Source organism: Azospirillum canadense (assembly GCF_025961225.1).
GTDB classification, from domain to species: Bacteria; Pseudomonadota; Alphaproteobacteria; order Azospirillales; family Azospirillaceae; genus Azospirillum; species Azospirillum canadense.
Map to the genome: position 1 here is coordinate 296,793 of NZ_JAOQNG010000010.1, position 16,936 is coordinate 313,728.

The window sequence follows — 16,936 nt, forward strand, 5'->3', positions numbered from 1 at the left end:
CCGGAGCCGCCGTTCAGGCGGACTCCGGGCACGATTACGCTGCAGCCAGCAGCTTGGGCAGGCGGATCAGGTTGTAGGCGGCAGCGGTCAGGGTGAACATCCAGCCGACGCGAGCCGTGCCTCGGTGACGGGTCTTGCGCAGCCCGGCCGCTTTGATCCAACCGAACACCTCTTCGATCCGCTTGCGGATCCGAAGGCTGACGGCGTAGCCGGGGTGACGGGTGGTCCGGCCGTCGATCGCCGAGCGGCGGTTGCTGGTGTTCTGCGCGACATGCGGGGCGGCGCCCAACTCGCGCAGGTTCGCCACGAAATCCTTGGTGTCATAGGCCTTGTCGGCGGCCACCGTGATGCGGTGGCGCCCGGGAATGGCCTCGACCATGGAGACCGCCGCCTCGCGTTCGGCCAAGCCGGTGGCCGCGGTGAGCCGGACATCGACCACCAGGGCGTGGCGGTTCTCCATCAGCGCGTGGCCCATGAAGGCCAGTTTCGCCGGCTGCCCGTGGCCCTTGCGGTACAGCCGCGCCTCGGGATCGCTGGTCGAGGCGTGCGTTTCGTTGGACCGCTTCTCGCCATGGAAGTCGCGTTCACCGTTGCGCCCCGGGCCCGGCGGCTCGCCGCTGCCGTCCTTGGGCCGGAAGCTCTTCACCGAGGCCCACGCTTCGATCAACGTGCCGTCCACCGAGAAGTGCTCGTCCGACAACAACGCCTTGACCTTCGGCTGGCCCAGCACGGTGGCCAGGAACTTGGCCGCCACATCGCCGGCCAGCAGACGCTCACGGTTCTTGGTGAAGACCGTCACGTCCCACACCGGGGCATCCATCGACAGGCCGACGAACCAGCGGAACAGCAGATTGTAGTCCAACTGCTCCATCAACTGGCGTTCCGAACGCACCGAGTAGAAGGCCTGGAGCAGCAGCGCACGCAGCAGCTTCTCCGGCGGGATCGAAGGCCGTCCGATCTTCGAGTACAGACCCTCGAAGGCTGGCGACATCACCTCCAGCGCTTCATCCACGATGGCCCGGATCGCTCGCAGCGGGTGGGTGGCCGGAACCCGCGCCTCGCAACTTACGTAGCTGAACAGACCCTCGCTGCGTTCGTCCGAACCCCGCATCGTCCCCTCGCCGGCCGCTTTCTCCACGACCGGAGGGAATCACGACCGCCCGGCCGGGCAAAGCCTTTTTCCGCGTCCTGTTAGAGTCATATGGCCTCATTCGCCGGCCAAGCTTCGGCCGCATGGGCGGCCGGGACCGCAGTCGCGGTCCTAAGCGGATCACGATCCGCTTTACCAAGCATCAAACCGCAGCGATGGAAGAAGCGGCAACCGAGGTGGTGGCGGGCGCGGCGAACAGGCTGTAGCCCTCGCGCTGATCCCGCAGGTTGGCTAGCAGGTCGACCAGGCTGTCGCGGACGAAAGGATTGACCGTCTCTTCCATCTTCTTCTGCACGGTGGCGATGAAATCGTCCAGGATGCTCAGGTGCACGGAAGCAGCGGCGACAACATCGTTCGAGAAGATCGGAGACTTCATGATGGCTAACTCCCGATGTTTGTTTGGTTGAGTGTTCGTCCTTGCTGAAGCCATTGAGCCATTTTCCGAGTTAACGAGGTGTTAAGATCGCCATTTGGGCATAGGTCGAATGGTGATTACCTCGATGGTGTAAAAGCGATGGCGGTGGGGGTGCGTCGGCTGGATGGTCATTTGTGCGTGCACCAAAGGCCTATTGGCCGGCGCGCGACGCCCGGCTATAAGGGGCGCCCTGTTTTTCACGGCTAGGTTGGGAGGGGTCTGCATGCGTCCGACCATGCGTCCGGCGTGCCTGCCGTTGCCATCCCGCCAGCCCGCTTAAAGAATCCCGGCCGCCCCTTCCAAGGCCGCAGAGCTTTCCGGACACCGCTGTTTCGATTGGACGGCGCCCCCTGGCGCCGGATTAGGGATCATGCCGCTTTTCAAACGCAATGGTCGGGCGGACGCCATCCGCACCGTCCTCGCCTTCACGTTCCGTCATTGGCGCCGGCAGCGGCTGCGGGTGGCCGGCATCGCCGGGGCCATCGCGCTCTCCACGCTGGCCGACGTCTTCATGCCCTTCTTTGCCGGTCGGCTGGTGGACGCGCTGGCGATGCTCACGGGCGACCGCGAGGCGGCGCGCGACGCCGCGCTGATGTCCTTCGGCGCCATGGTGGCGCTGGGGGCCGCGATGGTCGTGATGCGCCACGTGGCGTGGAGCGGCGTGATCCCGCTGTCGCTGCGGATCATGAGCGATGTCGGGCGGGACGCTTTCCATCGCGTCCAGCGCTTCTCCACCGACTGGCACGCCAACAGCTTCGCGGGTTCGGTCGTGCGCAAGATCACGCGCGGCATGTGGGCGCTCGACACGCTGGACGACACGCTGCTGCTGGCGCTCTGGCCGTCGTTGGTCGTGCTGGTCGGCACCATGGTGATGCTGGCGCTGCATTGGCCGGTGATGGGACTGGTGATCGCGCTCGGCACCGTAGTCTACGTGTCGATGACGGTGGTCTTCTCCACCACCTACATCGCGCCGGCCGCGCGGCTGTCCAACGCCTGGGACACGCGGCTGGGCGGCACGCTGGCCGACGCCGTCAGCTGCAACGCCGTGGTCAAGGCCTTCGGCGCGGAGCCGCGCGAGGACGAGCGTCTGGCCGCCGTGGTCTCGAAATGGAGCCGCCGCACCCGCCGCACCTGGACGCGCCACACCCGCCACAGCACGGCGCAGTTGACGGTCCTGCTGGTCATCCGCAGCGGCGTGGTCGCGACCGCCCTTTGGCTGTGGTGGCAGGGGCAGGCGACGCCGGGCGACGTCGCCTATGTGCTGACGACCTACTTCGTCGTGCACGGCTACCTGCGCGACATCGGCATGCACATCAACCACCTCCAGCGCGCGGTCAACGAGATGGAGGAACTGGTCGACCTGCATGCGGAACCGCTGGGGGTGGAAGATCGCCCGGACGCGCGGCCGATCCGCATCGGGGCGGGCGAGGTGCGGTTCGACGCCGTCACTTTCCTCTACGGAGGGCACACGACGCCGCTCTACCGCGACCTGTCGGTCACCATCCGGGCCGGGGAGCGGGTTGGGCTGGTCGGCCCGTCGGGGTCGGGCAAGACGACCTTCGTGAAACTGATCCAGCGCCTCTACGACGTGACGGAGGGACGCGTGCTGATCGACGGGCAGGACGTCGCGACGGCGACGCAAAGCTCCCTGCGCGGCCAGATCGCCATCGTCCCGCAGGAGCCGATCCTGTTCCACCGCTCGCTCGCGGAGAACATCGCCTACGGCCGGCCCGGCGCGTCGATGGCGGAGATCGAGCGGGCGGCGCGGCTCGCCAACGCGCACGACTTCATCGCGCGGCTGCCCAAGGGCTACGCCACGTTGGTGGGGGAGCGCGGGGTGAAGTTGTCGGGCGGGGAGCGTCAGCGCGTGGCCCTGGCCCGTGCCTTCCTGGCCGACGCGCCGATCTTGATCCTGGACGAGGCGACCTCCAGCCTGGATTCCGAATCGGAGGCCCTGATCCAGGAAGCGATGGAGCGGCTGATGGAAGGGCGCACGGCGATCATCATCGCCCACCGCCTGTCCACCGTCCGCACGCTGGACCGCATCCTGGTCTTCAACCACGGCCGCGTGGTGGAGGAAGGCACCCACGCCGCCCTGCTGTACCGCCCCAACGGCCTCTATCGCCGCCTGTTCGAACAGCAGGCGGGTGAGGGCCGAAAAGTGGGGACGTGAAGGTTGATTTTCACCACAGAGACACGGAGACACAGAGGGTGTTTTCTCCGTGTCTCCGCGCCTCTGTGGTGAAAATCAAATGGGTTGGGCGTTACTGCCGGCCCGCCAGCGAGGTCATGGATCCCTCGGTGTGGAAGGGCGGGAGCGTGTGGGCTTCCGCGACGGTGACGTCCTTCAACTCCAGCCGGTTGTCGTCGGTCACGGTTCGGATGCGGCTGATCGGGATCGCGACCTTGCGGTCCAGGGCGCCTTCCTCCGTGACGACGATGTCCTGCGGGGTGCGGCAGCGGTCGAGCGTCACGTCCCACACGGTGCCGACGGGCCGGCCGTCGCTGCCCGTCACGACACGGTCGATCAGGTCGTCCAGGTCCGACAGCGGTTCCCCGCCGACGATCGGCAGTTGATCCGGGCTGGGGCAGGCCGCCGCGGCGGTCGCCCATGGGGCTGAGAGGCTGACCAGGGTCGCCAGGATCCCGGCGGCGATTGCGCGCATGTCCGTCTCCTCTCGATGTCCTTACACACCTACAACGCGATTCCGCGCCGCGGGTTGCGTGCCGGCTGTCACATTTTGGAGACGGATTCGAGGATTTTTCGCCGCGCCGACGTTTATCGGTGGACGTTGCGCAAAATCAGTGCGAGCGGCACCGCCGCTGCGGAGATCAGCATCAGCACGAAGAACACGTCGATGTAGGCCCAGAATCCGGCCTGCGTCTGCACCTGCCGGCCGATGTAGGCGATGGCCTGCCCCGACGCGTCCACCGCGTTGCCCGCCGTGGCAAAGTAGTTGGTCACGGACTGCAGCGTGGTTTGGTAGGCCGGGTTGGACGGCACGACATGCTCGACCAGCCGGCTCTGGTGGAACTGCTCGCGGTAGGCCAGGACGTTGGCGGCAACCGACACGCCGATGGAGCCGCCGACGTTGCGCGCCACGTTGATCAGGGCGGAGGCTTGGTCGGTCTTGTCCGGCGGGATACCGTTGTAAGAGGCGGTCGTGATCGGAATGAAGATCAGCGGCAGGCCAAGCCCGATGAAGATGCGCGACCAGGCGAAGAACCAGAAGGTCGCGTCGGCGTAGAGGTTGGTCAGGTCCCACATCGCCAGCGCGACGATCCCCGCGCCCACGGCGATCAGGTATTTGGGCTCTACGATGCCGGTCAGGCGGCCGACCACGAACATCATCATCATGGTCACCATGCCGCCCGGCGACAGGGCCAGCCCGGCCCAGGTCGCGGTGTAGCCGTAATATTGCTGAAGCAGTTCCGGCAGGAACTGCGTCGTCGCGATCAGGATGGCGCCGGTCGCCATCATGACCAGGAAGCAGGAGCCGAACTGCCGCGTGGCGATCATGCGGATGTCCATCACCGGGTTCTTCCGCGACAGCTCCCACGGGATCATCAGGCAGAAGCAGGCCACGCAGACGACCGTGAAGGCGATGATGAAGGTGGATCCGAACCAGTCCTCCGTCTGGCCGCGGTCGAGCACCATCTCCAGCGAGCCCAGGAAGCCGGCGACCAGAAGGAAGCCGACGACGTCCAGCCGGATGCCTTCCCGCTTCAGCTTCGCGCGCTCCTCGATGGCGGACTTCGGTTCCTGGACGAGGAAGGCGACCAGTGCGAAGGCGAGGACGCCGACCGGGCCGTTGATCAGGAAGCACCAGTGCCAGGAGTAATTGTCCGACAGCCAGCCGCCCAGCGTCGGCCCGACCACCGGGGCCACGACCACCGCGACGCCGAAGATGGCGAAGGCCTGCCCGCGCTTGGCCGGCGGGAAGGAGTCGGCCAGGATCGACTGCGAGATCGGCACCATGCCGCCCCCCGCGAAGCCCTGGAACACGCGGAAGACCAGCAGCGATTCCAGGTTCCAGGCGAAGCCGCACAGGATCGAACTGACGGTGAACAGCCCCAGGCAGCCGAGGTAGAAGCGCTTGCGCCCATAGCGCTTGGCGATGAAACTGCTGGCCGTCAGCACGATGGCGTTGGCGACCAGATAGGTCGTGACGACCCAGGAGGCCTGGTCGGTGCTGATCGCCAGCGTGCCGGAGATGTAGCGCAACGCCACATTGGCGATGGTCGTGTCCAGCACCTCCATGAAGGTGGCGATGGAGACAACCACCGCGATCAGCCAAGGGTTGTGCGTCCCGGCGGCACCATTTTGGCTTCCGCTCATCGCACGGTAACCGTGGGCACGACGGACATGCCGGGGCCAATGGCGACGTCGGTCGGCCAGCCGTCCACCGTGATCTTCACCGGGACGCGCTGCACGACTTTGATGTAGTTGCCGGTCGCGTTCTCCGCCGGCAAAAGGGAAAAGGCGGTGCCGGAGCCGGGCTGGACGCTGTCCACGTGACCGGAGATCTTGTGGTCGGGGTAGGCGTCGATGCGGATGTCCACCGGTTGGCCGGGGCGCATGTCGGTGATCTGCGTTTCCTTGAAATTCGCGGTCACCCAGGTCTCGTCGGGAACGAACATGGACAGGCTCTGACCCGCCTGGGCGTATTGCCCCTTGGCGGCGCCCAGCCGGACGATGCGGCCGGCCTGCGCGGCGGTGACGGTGGTGTAGGACAGGTTCAGCACCGCCTGGTCCACCTGGGCCTTGGCCTGGGCCAGTTCCGCCACCGCGCTCACCCGCTGCGCCTCCAGGCTGCCGACCTGCCGCTGCGCGGCCGTCTGGCCGGCCTTGGCGCGGGCGAGGTTGGCCTGCTGCTGCTTCAGGTTGGAGGCCGACTGCTGGTACTGCTGCACCGTGCCGTTGCCGCGGGACTTCAGGTCCTCGTAGCGGGCGGCGTCCTCCTCGACGAAGCGCAGGGCGGCTTGGGTTTGCTCGACCTCGGCGGCGGCCTCGTCGATCTGCGCGCGCTGGGCGGCGATTTGGGCGTCCACGTTGTCGATGGAAGCCTGGGCTGCGCTCACCTTCGCCTTCGCCTGCTCCAGCGCCGTCTGGTAGTCGCGCGGGTCGATGGTGAAGAGCGTGGCGCCGGCCTCCACATGCTGGTTGTCGGTGACCGCGACCTCGGTGACGTAGCCGGAGACCTTGGGCGCCACGGCGAACTGCCGCGCGTCGACGAAGGCGTCGTCCGTCGTCTCGAAGGGCCGGATGTTCTCGCGCCAGTAGAGGTAGCCGCCGACGATGGCGAGCGCCAGGACCACCAGCCCGATGCCGATGGCCAGCGGATGGCGCTTGAGGAAGCCAGGCTTCTTGTTGTCGTCGGAGGAGCGGTTTTCGGTTGGCTTGGTGTCGGACGCGTGGGCGTGTTCGGGGCCGGGGGCGGTGCGCGCGTCCCCGCGCTGCAAGTCATCGGGCATGTTGGAGTCTTCCGCCGGGTCGGGGCTTGTCGAACACTGTAACGAACGTCGTAGGACATTGTTTCCGTTCTCCGGCTGCAAACGCTTCGATGGCAGAAGTCCCTATGCCGATGCGCGGCGCCGGAGGTAGTGTGCGCCACCCTTCGGAGCCCGCGATGACCCCGCCTCCAGAAACCTTGAAGCCTGCCAGCTCGAACACCCCCACGGACGAGCAGCACCGCGCCATCCAGGCCATCGACGCTTGGTACGCGGACCCCAACGCGCCCCAGATCTTCTGGCTGGCGGGGGAGGCCGGGACCGGCAAGACCAAGACCACCGTCTTCGCGCTGGAGCATCTGCAGGACCGCCGGCGCCTGCGCGACTTCGTGGTGGGCGCGCCGACCGGCAAGGCCGCCCAGGTGCTGCGCCGCAAGGGGCTCGACCAAGCCTCGACCCTGCATTCGCTGATCTACGCGCCGCGCGTGGACGAGGACACGGGGGATTTGCTGTTCGCCCGCCGCTCCGAAGGGTCCTTCGTGGAGGCCGACCTGATCGTCTGCGACGAGGGCTCCATGGTCGGCGACGACGTGGCCGGCGACCTGATCCGCTCGGGCAAGAAGATCCTGATGATCGCCGACGACTACCAGCTTCCGCCGGTGTCGGGCCAGGGCACGCTGACCAGTGGCCAGCCCGACTTCCGGCTGGTGGAGCCGCACCGGACCGCGCGGGAAAGCCCGGTGATCCGGCTGGCCCACCTGCTGCGCCGGCAGGAGCTGCCGCGCCGCTTCGGATCGGTCGGCAAGGTCCACGTCCTGCCCATGACCCGCCAGACGGAGGTGCTGGCGACCCGCGTGGACACGCAGACCATCTGCGGCACGCACCGCGTCCGCACCGCCTTCACCAAGCGCATCCGCTCCGGCCACGGCTTTGAGATGGTCATGCCGCAGGCGGGGGAGCGGGTGATCTGCCGCCGCAACCACAAAGACGAGGGGCTGTTCAACGGCATGATCGGCACGCTGACTCGCCCGGGCACGGAGGCGCGCGGCAAGAACGACGGCCTGTGGTCGCTGGGCGTCCATATGGAGGACGAGGTGCGGTCGCGCAGCAAGGTCATCGTGCATCCCGGCCTGTTCGAAGCGCACTACACGGGGGAGCCGGCGCCGACGCGGGTGGACAAGAACGTGCAGTTGTTCGACTGGGCGTGGCTGATCACTTGCCATTCCGCCCAGGGGTCGGAGTTCCCGTCCGTCACCGTGCTGGACGATTCCAACGCCTTCCGGGAGCACAAGTGGCGCTGGCTCTACACCGCCGTGACCCGGTCGCGGGAGGAACTGGTGCTGCTGCTGCGCAACGCCGACCTCGGCGGTCCCTGGTCCATGCCGCAGTTCGACGCGGCGTAGGGAGCCTGCGGGGCCGTTCAGCGTTTCCCTTGGGCATTGCGGGAGGAACCCATGCCCAAGGCGAAATCCGCTCATAAAGAGGATGCGGCCGAGATTGCCGGTGTCACCGTCACCCATCCCGACCGGCTGCTCTGGCCGTCGGCGGGGGTGACCAAGCGCGCCTTGGCGGACTATTGCGTCGCGGTCGCCGACCGGTTGCTGCCGCAGATCGCGAACCGTCCGCTGACCCTGCTGCGCTGTCCGTCCGGCAGTGAGGGGGAGTGCTTCGTGCAGAAGCATCCCTGGCCCGGCCTGTCCAAGGCGGTGCGCCGCCTGCGCGACGGCGACGACGAATGGCTGGTCGTGGACGACGCGGCCGGCCTCGTGGCGCTGGTGCAGATGGGCGTGCTGGAGTTCCACCCCTGGGGCGCTAAGGCGGACGATCTGGAGCATCCGGACCGCGTCGTCTTCGACTTCGACCCGGACGAGGGCGTGCCCTGGGCGCGGGTGGTGGAGGGCGCGCGGGCCGTTCGCGCCGTGCTGGACGGGATGGGCCTTCGCAGTTTCGTGAAGTCCACGGGCGGCAAGGGGCTGCACGTCGTCGTTCCCATCGAACCACGCGCGGGATGGGAGCAGGTCAAGGCCTTCGCGCATGAAGTCGCGGAGCGGTTGGAAGCGGACGCGCCCGACCGCTACACGACCAACCCGCTGAAGGAGGCGCGGCACGGGCGCGTGTTCCTGGACCACCTGCGCAACAGCCGCGCGGCCACGGCGGTGGCCGCATTCTCGCCGCGGGCGCGGCCCGGCGCGCCCATCGCCGTACCTTTGAATTGGGAGGACTTGGGCGATGATCCGGCTGCTATCCGGCGCGTTCTGAATGACCCGCCGGCCGGCAACCCCTGGCCGGACTTTTCCAAGCTTCATCAACGGCTTCCAGGCTGACGAAACGGCGCACCGCCACTTATGCGCACTGGTGCGCCGTGGCTGGTCGGGTAGAATAATGTTCCTGTTTTGTTCATGTCTTCGGGAAGCCGTTCCGGCGTTCCCGCCCGCATCCTTCTTGACCAACCCGACCGGAATGACCCGACATCTGCGAACCCATCAGCGGGCGCTCGACAGCGTCGTCCGCGCCATCGCCGCCGGTGACTCCCCGGTGCGCGACATCCTGGCCGCCGTCACGCCCGGCGGCGGCAAGAGCCTGCTTCCCGTCATCGCGGCGGCCCGCCTGATCGCCGCCGGCATTGTGGACCGCGTGTGCTGGATCGTGCCGCGCGACAGCCTGCGCCTCCAGGCGGAGGAGGCCTTTGCCGACCCGGCGTGGCGCGCGGCCATCGGCCACGCCGTCTCGCTGCGCGCCGCCGACAATGGCCCGGACCTCTGCCGCGGCCTGGACGGCTACGTCACCACCTACCAAGCCGTCGCCGCGGCCCCCGACCTGCACCTGTCCGAGATCCGCCGCCACCGCTACCTCGTCGTCGTGGACGAACTGCACCACCTGCCGGCCCTGTCCGACCTCGACCCCCTGACCGCGGAGGAGGCGGAGACGGCCTGGAGCCGGGCGGTCGCCCCCATGCTGGAAAGTGCCACCGCCCGGCTGCTGATGTCGGGGACGCTCCAGCGCGCCGACGGGCGGGCGATCCTGCGGCTGCCCTACCGCCGACCGCGCGGCTTCCGCCGCGTACGGGAGATCGACTTCGAGGCGCCGGGCTGGGCGGTGGTCGGCTACAGCCGCCGGCAGGCGCTGGCCGAACGCGCGCTGATCCCCGTGACCTTCGGCGCCGTGGATGGGGAGGCGGAGTGGATCGGCGGTGCGCGCACGCGGCGCGTCGCCTCGCTCGCCAACGCCCGGCGGATGGCGCGGGACGCGCTGTTCACCGCGCTGCGCACGGAATACGCCGACGCGATGCTGCGCATGGCCTTCGACGCCTGCCGCAAGCGGCGCGCGGAGCGGCGCATCGACCTCGGCCTGGGGCCCACGGATTCCGCGCCGGGGCTCGGCAAGCTGCTGGTGGTGGCGCCGGACCAGACGGCGGCGTGGCGCTACGCCGCAACGCTCCAGGCCTGGGCGGGCGGGCAGGACATCGTGCGCGTCGCGGTCAGCAGCGCGCCCGACCCGCACGGCACCATCGCGGAGTTCCGGCTGCGCCCCGACCCGTCGGTGCTGGTCACCGTGGGCATGGCCTACGAGGGCATGGACTGCCCGGAGATCAGCCACGTCGCCTGCCTGACCCACATCCGCTCCCGCGGCTGGCTGGAGCAAATGGTGGCGCGCGCCACCCGCTTTGACCCGCTGGGCGGCGCCTATGAACGGCAGCAGGCCATCGTCTACCACCCCGACGATCCCATGTTCCGCTCTTTCCGCACCGCCATTGAGACGGAGCAGGGCGTGCGCGCCGACATCCCGGCCGAGATGCCGGGGGAGGGCGGGGGGACGGTGGTGGAGGATGAGCTTCACGACGTGGCAGCGGAAACCGGCGAGGATGCGCCGGTCGATGCCGCGCTCGCCTCCTGCGACGCGCCGCCGGAGGAGGTGACGGAGCGGCCGGGCCGGGTGATCGTGCCGCTGCGCTCCAGCGCGACGGAGGTACGGTTCGACACGCTGGCGCCCGGTCCCGACCTTGGGCCGGTGGTCGGGCGCGGCGGCGGGCCAACGCCCTCCATGCTGGAGCGGCATCTGCGCGACCGCATCGGCCAGATGGTCGCCGCCCAGGTGGTGGAGGATGAGGACGCCGGGGTCGGCACCGCGCGCCGGGGCCTGGGCTACCACGCCTACAATGCCGCACTGCGCCGTGTGCTGGGCAAAAGCCGCGCGACCATGACTCTGGACGAGCTGGAGGCCGCGGTCGGCTGGCTGGAGCGCAACCGCATCAGCGACCACCTGCACCGCATCGCCGGTGACCCGCAGTTCCGTTGGTCGAGCCGGCGCCGCCGGGCGTGATCATCCCCGGAGGGGGCGGTTGCGTCCAGCCTCCGGCGGTTTGCGGGGCGGCAGCGGCGGCGGGCCGGCCGCCTCTTTCCCTTCCCCGAGATATCCCTGCGCCACGGCGACGACCGAACGCCAGGGGCGTTCGAAGGGCAGGGGCGGCCAGCCGCCCTGGAACAGGCCGGAGATCATCCAGCCAGCCAGCAGGGTCACCGCCAGCTGCTCCGAAAAGCCGCCCGTCTTCAGGATCGGCAGGGCGAAGTTGCGCCGCCGCTTGATCGGCCACAGCAGCGGCAGCCCGGCCGGCGTCAGCAGGTCGCCCGCGAGGTGCGTCAGGTAGCCGACCAGGAAGGGGATGATGATGTGCGAGTAGGCCGCGTGCTCATGCAGGAACCACAGGCAGGCCGCGATGGCGAGCGTGGAATGCGTGATGCCGCGGTGCCCGAAGATGGCGGAGACCAGCAGCGACAGCGGCTTGACCCACTGGCCGAGAGTCGATTTCGGGTGGTCGATGTCCGGCGCGAGTGAGCCGAGGATCGCCACCCCGAAGGCCGCCGCGTCGAAGGGCAGGCCGAGCCGCGTCGACACGTAGAACCACGTCGCTCCACCGACGATGATGTGGGACGAGGCCATCATGGGCGGTCACCACGCAGCACGCGGTGGGGCACAGGGTGGAACGGCGCCCAAAGCCTGTACCCGTGTGATCACGTCGATGCCGCCAGCCCATGAGGTTCCCGGATCCTGACATTAGGACAAAAGTCTGCGCCACACAATTGTTGCGCGAGAATGAGGGATTCCCGGGAAGCATAGCGTCCATGCGTGCGCGAATATTCCTGCAGAAGACCTACGGCAACGTCCCCTGCGGAAGGTTTTCCCGGAAGACGATGTCGATGCGCGGGGCTTCGATGCCGTGGGTCGGCTCGCGGCCGGCGCGCAGGTTGGCGAAGACGGCGGCGCAGCTCAGCATGGCGCCGCGCGGGTCCTGGGTCAGCACCGCGTCCATGGTGCCGTCGATCAGCATGCCGCGCGTCTCAGGCGTCAGGCCGTGGCCGACGAACACCACGTCGCGCTCCCGCCGGGCCTCGCGCAGCGCGCGGGCGACGCCGCCAGGGGCGCCGCCGATGTTGTAGATGGCGGCAAGGTCGGGGTGGTGGCTCAGCAGCGTGCGGGCCTGACGGTAGCTTTCGCCCTCGTCGTCGTGGGCCTCGCGCAGGCCAAGGACCTCCATCTCGGGAGCGGCCTCGCCGAGGTAGGCGAGGAAGCCGAACTCGCGCTCCTCATGCGCGCGGTAGCTCAGGCTGCCGGCGATCATGGCGACTTTAGCCGGGCGGCGGTCGACGAAGCGGGCGATCAGGTGCCCGGCGGTGCGGCCCGCCGCGCGGTTGTCCAGCCCGACATAGGCGACGCGGCGGCAGTTCAGCACGTCGGAGATCAGCGTGACGGTGGGCACGTTGCGCTCTGCCAACTCGTTCACCGCCTCCCGCACGGCGGGATGCTCCAGCGCCATGAAGGCGATGCCGTCCACCTTGCGCCAGTGCTGGAGCAGGCTGCGCGCCAGCAGTTCCGGGTTGAAGCTGTTGATGAACTCCACCTGCGCCTTCAGGCCGAAGGGGGCCAGCGCCGCCTCCGATGCGCGGACCAGCTGCCCCAGCCCGGTCAGGAAGCGGTTGGTGCCTGACGGCAGCAGGAACAGGGTGCGCATCGGCTTCGGCGCCATAGCCGCGCTGAGCGCCGATTCCGGGATGTAATCCAGTTCCGCCGCGGCCTTCATCACCCGCTGCACGGTGGCGGCGCGCACGCCCGGCCGGTTGTTCAGGACGCGGTCCACCGTCGCCGTGGACACGCCCGACAGCCGCGCGATGTCGGCGATCCGCGGCAGGCCGCGCGGACCCTCTGGAAGACGGCCCTGATCATCGGACTCCACATCATCACGCATCATTGATGCACCATCAAAAAACATCAAAAAACACATTTGACCCAGAATGTTCGAAGACTTACCGTCCAGCGAACAATCACGCTAGGGCATCAAAGTACATCAGTGATGCCGGGGAGGAAAGCATGAACAACCTGTCGCGCCGCACCATGCTCAAGGCACTCGCATCCGCCCCGGCGGCGGGCGCGCTCGCCGCGGGAACCGGTGCCCTCATCGGCATGCCGGGCATCGCCCGCGCCGCGGAGTTTGAGCTGAAGTACGGCAACAACCTGCCGCTGACTCACCCGCTGAACGTCCGCGCGCAGGAAGCCGCCGACCGCATCGCCAAGGAGACGAACGGGCGGGTCAGCATCCAGATCTTCCCGAACAACCAGCTTGGCGGCGACACCGACATGCTGTCCCAGGTGCGCAACGGCGGCATCACCTTCTTCACGCCGTCGGCGCTGGTAATCGCGACGCTGGTGCCGGTGGCGGCGATCAACGCGGTGGGCTTCGCCTTCTCCGACTACAGCCAGGTCTGGGCGGCGATGGACGGCAAGCTGGGCGGCCATGTTCGCAACGCCATATCCAAGGTCGGGCTCTACGCCTTCGAGAAGATGTGGGACAACGGCTTCCGCCAGATGACCAGCGGCGCCAAGCCCATCGAGACCGCGGCCGACATGAACGGCCTGAAGATCCGCGTGCCGGTCAGCCCGCTCAGCATCGCAATGTTTAAGGCCCTGTCGGCGGCCCCGGCCAGCCTGCAGTTCAGCGAGGTCTACTCCTCGCTCCAGACCCGCATCGTCGACGCGCAGGAAAACCCGCTGCCGATCATCCAGGTCGCCAAGCTGTACGAGGTGCAGAAGTACTGCGCCCTGTCCAACCACATCTGGGACGGCTTCTGGTTCATCGCCAATGGCCGCGCCTGGAACGGCCTGCCGCCGGACCTGCAGAAGATCGTGGCGGACGCCATCAACGACGCCGGCATGAAGCAGCGCGAGGACATCAAGGCGCTGAACGCGTCGGTGCAGGCGGACCTTCAGTCGAAGGGCCTGACCTTCAACCAGCCCGCGCCGGACAGCTTCCGCGCCAAGCTGCGCGACAGCGGCTTCTATTCGGAATGGAAGGGCCGCTTCGGCGACGAGGCCTGGGGCCTTCTGGAAGGCGCCGTCGGCAAGCTCGCCTGACGTCCCCCCTTGATGCTGCCAAGGAGATGCACACTCCAGCGGAGGAGCGCGCGACCATGCGTGAAGCGACCCTGAATGACGTGACCAGCGCCCCCGCCGGATCGGTGGCGTATTTCGCGGAACGGTTCGACCGCGGCTTGGCGGCAACGATCGAAGCGGTGGCGGCCCTGCTGGTGCTCGTCGAGATCGGCGTGCTGCTGACCGGCGTGGTGGCCCGCTACGTCTTCCACGCGCCGATCGTGTGGTCGGACGAGCTGGCCTCCATCCTGTTCCTCTGGCTGTCCATGCTGGGGGCGGTGGTGGCGCTGCGGCGGGGCGAGCACATGCGGATGACCGGCATGCTCGGCCTCATAGGCCCGCGCACCCGCGCGCTGCTGGAGACGCTGGCGATCACCGTGCCGGTCGCCTTCCTGGGCATGATCCTGCACCCCGCCACCGACTACGCGATGGAGGAGCAGTTCATCGTCACGCCGGCGTTGGAGATCTCCAACGCCTGGCGGGCGGCGGCGCTGCCCACCGGCATCGCGCTGATGCTGGTGGCGGCGCTGACGCGGCTGATGCGGCTACGCTCGCCCAAGCTGGTCGGGGCGGCGGTGCTGCTGACGGCCGTGGTGGCCGTGCTGTTCTGGCTGGCCGGACCCGTGTTCAAGCCGCTGGGCCAGTTGAACCTGATCATCTTCTTCGTCGGCGTGGTCGCGGCCAACGTCTTCGCCGGCGTGCCCATCGCCTTCTCCTTCGCACTGGCCACCTTCGGCTATCTGGGGCTGACCACCACGACGCCGATGCTGGTGATGGTCGGCCGGCTGGACGAGGGCATGTCGCACCTGATCCTGCTGGCGGTGCCGCTGTTCATCTTCCTGGGCCTGCTGATCGAGATGACCGGCATGGCGCGGGCGATGATCCAGTTCCTGGCCAGCCTGCTGGGCCATGTGCGCGGCGGCCTGTCCTACGTGCTGATCGGGGCGATGTACCTCGTCTCCGGCATCTCCGGCTCGAAGATCGCCGACATGGCGGCCATCGCGCCGGTGCTGTTCCCGGAGATGAAGAAGCGCGGCGCCGCCCCCGGCGACCTCGTGGCCCTTCTGTCGGCCACCGGCGCGCAGACGGAAACCATTCCGCCCTCCATCGTGCTGATCACCATCGGCTCGGTCACCGGCGTGTCCATCGCGGCCCTGTTCGCGGGCGGCCTGCTGCCGGCCGTGGTGCTGGGCGCGGCACTGTGTGCCGTGGTCTGGTGGCGCTACCGGCACGAGGATCTGAGCCACGTCGAGCGGACCCCGAAGAAGGAGATCGCCCGGCTGGCCGTGGTGGCGCTGCCCGCCATCCTGCTGCCCTTCGTCATCCGCGCCGCGGTGGTCGAGGGCGTGGCGACGGCGACGGAGGTCTCCACCATCGGCATCGCCTACGCGACGTTGATGGGGCTACTCGTCTACCGCCAGTTCGATTGGCGGCGCATCAAGCCGATGCTGATCGAGACCGCGTCGCTGACCGGTGCGATCATCTTCATCGTCGGCTGCGCCACCGCCATGGCCTGGGGCCTGACGCAGTCCGGCTTCTCCCGCGATCTGGCGCGCTGGATGGCCGGCATCCCCGGCGGCGGCTACGGCTTCCTCGCCATCTCCATCGTCGCCTTCATCATCCTGGGCAGCGTGTTGGAAGGCATCCCCGCCATCGTGCTGTTCGGCCCGCTGCTGTTCCCCATCGCCCGCGCCGCGGGGGTGCACGAGGTGCACTACGCGATGGTGGTGATCTTCGCGATGGGCATCGGCCTGTTCTCCCCGCCCTTCGGCGTCGGCTACTACGGCGCCTGCGCCATCAGCAAGGTGCACCCGGACGAGGGCCTGAAGCACATCTGGGGCTATGTCGCCGCCTTGCTGATCGGGCTGGTCGTCGTGGCCGCCGTTCCCTGGATTTCCACCGGCTTTCTCCCGTTCTGACGGCGGGCCGGTCCCCCTTTTCCTTCGAGGAGCATCCCATGAGCCGATTTTTCGGCGAGATCCGGCAGGCCGGCTATGTCGTGGACGACATCGAGGCCGCCATGGACTACTGGAGCAGCAAGCTCGGCATCGGTCCGTGGTTCTACAACGAGCGCGTTCCGATCAAGAACTACACCTACCGCGGCGAGTCCTACGAGCCGCACAATTCGGTGGCGCTCGCCAACTCCGGGTCGCTGCAGATGGAGCTGATCCAGACCCGCAACGACGCGCCGTCGATGTACCGCGACTTCCGTCAGGCCGGGCGCACCGGGCTCCAGCACGTTGCCTACTGGACGCAGGACTACGACGCCGACCTGGCGCGCCTGACCGCGCAGGGCTTCAAGGCGGTGATGAGCGGCGAGGTGGGCGAGCGCGGCCGCTTCGTCTATTTCGACACCGAGTACCACCCCGGCACGGTCATCGAGCTGTCGGAGGTCGCCGGTCCCAAGGGCAAGATGTTCGACCTGATCCGCGAGGCCTCCATCGGCTGGGACGGCAAGGATCCCGTCCGCCCCTTCCCCGACCTCAACCGGCTGTGAG

Annotated in this window: 14 protein-coding genes; 7 read left to right on the plus strand and 7 right to left on the minus strand. The window is 68.3% G+C overall.

The features are described 5' to 3' along the window. Positions 1 to 34: 34 nt before the first annotated feature. Both M2351_RS37175 and M2351_RS37180 read right to left on the minus strand, forming a co-directional pair. On the minus strand, positions 35 to 1,111 hold the full coding sequence (locus M2351_RS37175) for an IS5 family transposase (protein ID WP_264656639.1): 1,077 nt from the start codon (positions 1,109 to 1,111) through the stop codon (positions 35 to 37). A 181-nt stretch (positions 1,112 to 1,292) separates the two neighbouring features. Beyond that, a complete protein-coding gene (locus M2351_RS37180; protein ID WP_264661006.1) occupies positions 1,293 to 1,526 on the minus strand; it encodes a hypothetical protein in 234 nt (77 codons plus the stop codon). A 409-nt stretch (positions 1,527 to 1,935) separates the two neighbouring features. Between M2351_RS37180 and M2351_RS37185 the strand changes: the two genes are divergently transcribed. Next, a complete protein-coding gene (locus tag M2351_RS37185) occupies positions 1,936 to 3,738 on the plus strand; it encodes an ABC transporter ATP-binding protein (protein WP_264661007.1) in 1,803 nt (600 codons plus the stop codon). Between the two features lie 91 nt (positions 3,739 to 3,829). On the opposite strand, the gene M2351_RS37190 is transcribed toward M2351_RS37185, so the two are convergent. The 3 genes from M2351_RS37190 to M2351_RS37200 all read right to left on the minus strand — a co-directional run bounded on the left by M2351_RS37190 (position 3,830) and on the right by M2351_RS37200 (position 7,040). Further along, positions 3,830 to 4,231: a PRC-barrel domain-containing protein gene (locus M2351_RS37190; protein ID WP_264661008.1), complete on the minus strand. Its 402-nt coding sequence runs from the start codon at positions 4,229 to 4,231 to the stop codon at positions 3,830 to 3,832. A gap of 113 nt (positions 4,232 to 4,344) precedes the next feature. Further along, positions 4,345 to 5,904 carry a DHA2 family efflux MFS transporter permease subunit gene (locus M2351_RS37195; protein WP_264661009.1) on the minus strand — a complete coding sequence of 520 codons (1,560 nt, stop codon included), beginning with the start codon at positions 5,902 to 5,904 and terminating at the stop codon, positions 4,345 to 4,347. Further along, on the minus strand, positions 5,901 to 7,040 hold the full coding sequence (locus M2351_RS37200) for an HlyD family secretion protein (protein WP_264661010.1): 1,140 nt from the start codon (positions 7,038 to 7,040) through the stop codon (positions 5,901 to 5,903). Before M2351_RS37200 ends, M2351_RS37195 begins: the two co-directional genes overlap by 4 nt. 155 nt (positions 7,041 to 7,195) lie before the next feature. On the opposite strand from M2351_RS37200, the gene M2351_RS37205 reads away from it, so the two are divergent. From M2351_RS37205 to M2351_RS37215, 3 genes are all read left to right on the plus strand, one after another. Next, on the plus strand, positions 7,196 to 8,419 hold the full coding sequence (locus tag M2351_RS37205) for an ATP-dependent DNA helicase (RefSeq protein ID WP_264661011.1): 1,224 nt from the start codon (positions 7,196 to 7,198) through the stop codon (positions 8,417 to 8,419). Positions 8,420 to 8,470: 51 nt separating this feature from the next. Beyond that, positions 8,471 to 9,340, plus strand: coding sequence for a non-homologous end-joining DNA ligase (gene ligD / locus M2351_RS37210; RefSeq protein WP_264661012.1), 870 nt, complete (start codon positions 8,471 to 8,473; stop codon positions 9,338 to 9,340). A 136-nt stretch (positions 9,341 to 9,476) separates the two neighbouring features. Next, entirely contained in the window at positions 9,477 to 11,336 is a 1,860-nt protein-coding gene (locus M2351_RS37215; RefSeq protein ID WP_264661013.1) for a DEAD/DEAH box helicase, read from the plus strand. On the opposite strand, the gene M2351_RS37220 is transcribed toward M2351_RS37215, so the two are convergent. Both M2351_RS37220 and M2351_RS37225 read right to left on the minus strand, forming a co-directional pair. After that, on the minus strand, positions 11,337 to 11,957 hold the full coding sequence (locus M2351_RS37220) for a metal-dependent hydrolase (RefSeq protein ID WP_264661014.1): 621 nt from the start codon (positions 11,955 to 11,957) through the stop codon (positions 11,337 to 11,339). It abuts the gene before it with no gap. A 208-nt stretch (positions 11,958 to 12,165) separates the two neighbouring features. After that, positions 12,166 to 13,260 (minus strand): LacI family DNA-binding transcriptional regulator, encoded by a 1,095-nt coding sequence (locus tag M2351_RS37225; protein WP_264661015.1) that lies wholly within the window; start codon positions 13,258 to 13,260, stop codon positions 12,166 to 12,168. A 119-nt stretch (positions 13,261 to 13,379) separates the two neighbouring features. Between M2351_RS37225 and M2351_RS37230 the strand changes: the two genes are divergently transcribed. The 3 genes from M2351_RS37230 to M2351_RS37240 are packed head-to-tail and all read left to right on the plus strand — an operon-like array spanning position 13,380 to position 16,935. Then, positions 13,380 to 14,420 carry a TRAP transporter substrate-binding protein gene (locus tag M2351_RS37230; RefSeq protein ID WP_264661016.1) on the plus strand — a complete coding sequence of 347 codons (1,041 nt, stop codon included), beginning with the start codon at positions 13,380 to 13,382 and terminating at the stop codon, positions 14,418 to 14,420. Between the two features lie 56 nt (positions 14,421 to 14,476). Beyond that, positions 14,477 to 16,357 carry a TRAP transporter large permease gene (locus tag M2351_RS37235; RefSeq protein ID WP_264661017.1) on the plus strand — a complete coding sequence of 627 codons (1,881 nt, stop codon included), beginning with the start codon at positions 14,477 to 14,479 and terminating at the stop codon, positions 16,355 to 16,357. A 38-nt stretch (positions 16,358 to 16,395) separates the two neighbouring features. Then, positions 16,396 to 16,935, plus strand: coding sequence for a VOC family protein (locus tag M2351_RS37240; RefSeq protein WP_264661018.1), 540 nt, complete (start codon positions 16,396 to 16,398; stop codon positions 16,933 to 16,935). Position 16,936 lies beyond the last annotated feature (1 nt).

Excerpts from the sequence above, each read along its gene's own strand:
- M2351_RS37175 (WP_264656639.1), bottom strand. The coding sequence starts at position 1,111 with ATGCGGGGTTCGGACGAACGCAGCGAGGGTCTGTTCAGCTACGTAAGT.
- M2351_RS37180 (WP_264661006.1), bottom strand. The coding sequence starts at position 1,526 with ATGAAGTCTCCGATCTTCTCGAACGATGTTGTCGCCGCTGCTTCCGTG.
- M2351_RS37185 (WP_264661007.1), top strand. The coding sequence starts at position 1,936 with ATGCCGCTTTTCAAACGCAATGGTCGGGCGGACGCCATCCGCACCGTC.
- M2351_RS37190 (WP_264661008.1), bottom strand. The coding sequence starts at position 4,231 with ATGCGCGCAATCGCCGCCGGGATCCTGGCGACCCTGGTCAGCCTCTCA.
- M2351_RS37195 (WP_264661009.1), bottom strand. The coding sequence starts at position 5,904 with ATGAGCGGAAGCCAAAATGGTGCCGCCGGGACGCACAACCCTTGGCTG.
- M2351_RS37200 (WP_264661010.1), bottom strand. The coding sequence starts at position 7,040 with ATGCCCGATGACTTGCAGCGCGGGGACGCGCGCACCGCCCCCGGCCCC.
- M2351_RS37205 (WP_264661011.1), top strand. The coding sequence starts at position 7,196 with ATGACCCCGCCTCCAGAAACCTTGAAGCCTGCCAGCTCGAACACCCCC.
- ligD (WP_264661012.1), top strand. The coding sequence starts at position 8,471 with ATGCCCAAGGCGAAATCCGCTCATAAAGAGGATGCGGCCGAGATTGCC.
- M2351_RS37215 (WP_264661013.1), top strand. The coding sequence starts at position 9,477 with ATGACCCGACATCTGCGAACCCATCAGCGGGCGCTCGACAGCGTCGTC.
- M2351_RS37220 (WP_264661014.1), bottom strand. The coding sequence starts at position 11,957 with ATGATGGCCTCGTCCCACATCATCGTCGGTGGAGCGACGTGGTTCTAC.
- M2351_RS37225 (WP_264661015.1), bottom strand. The coding sequence starts at position 13,260 with ATGATGCGTGATGATGTGGAGTCCGATGATCAGGGCCGTCTTCCAGAG.
- M2351_RS37230 (WP_264661016.1), top strand. The coding sequence starts at position 13,380 with ATGAACAACCTGTCGCGCCGCACCATGCTCAAGGCACTCGCATCCGCC.
- M2351_RS37235 (WP_264661017.1), top strand. The coding sequence starts at position 14,477 with ATGCGTGAAGCGACCCTGAATGACGTGACCAGCGCCCCCGCCGGATCG.
- M2351_RS37240 (WP_264661018.1), top strand. The coding sequence starts at position 16,396 with ATGAGCCGATTTTTCGGCGAGATCCGGCAGGCCGGCTATGTCGTGGAC.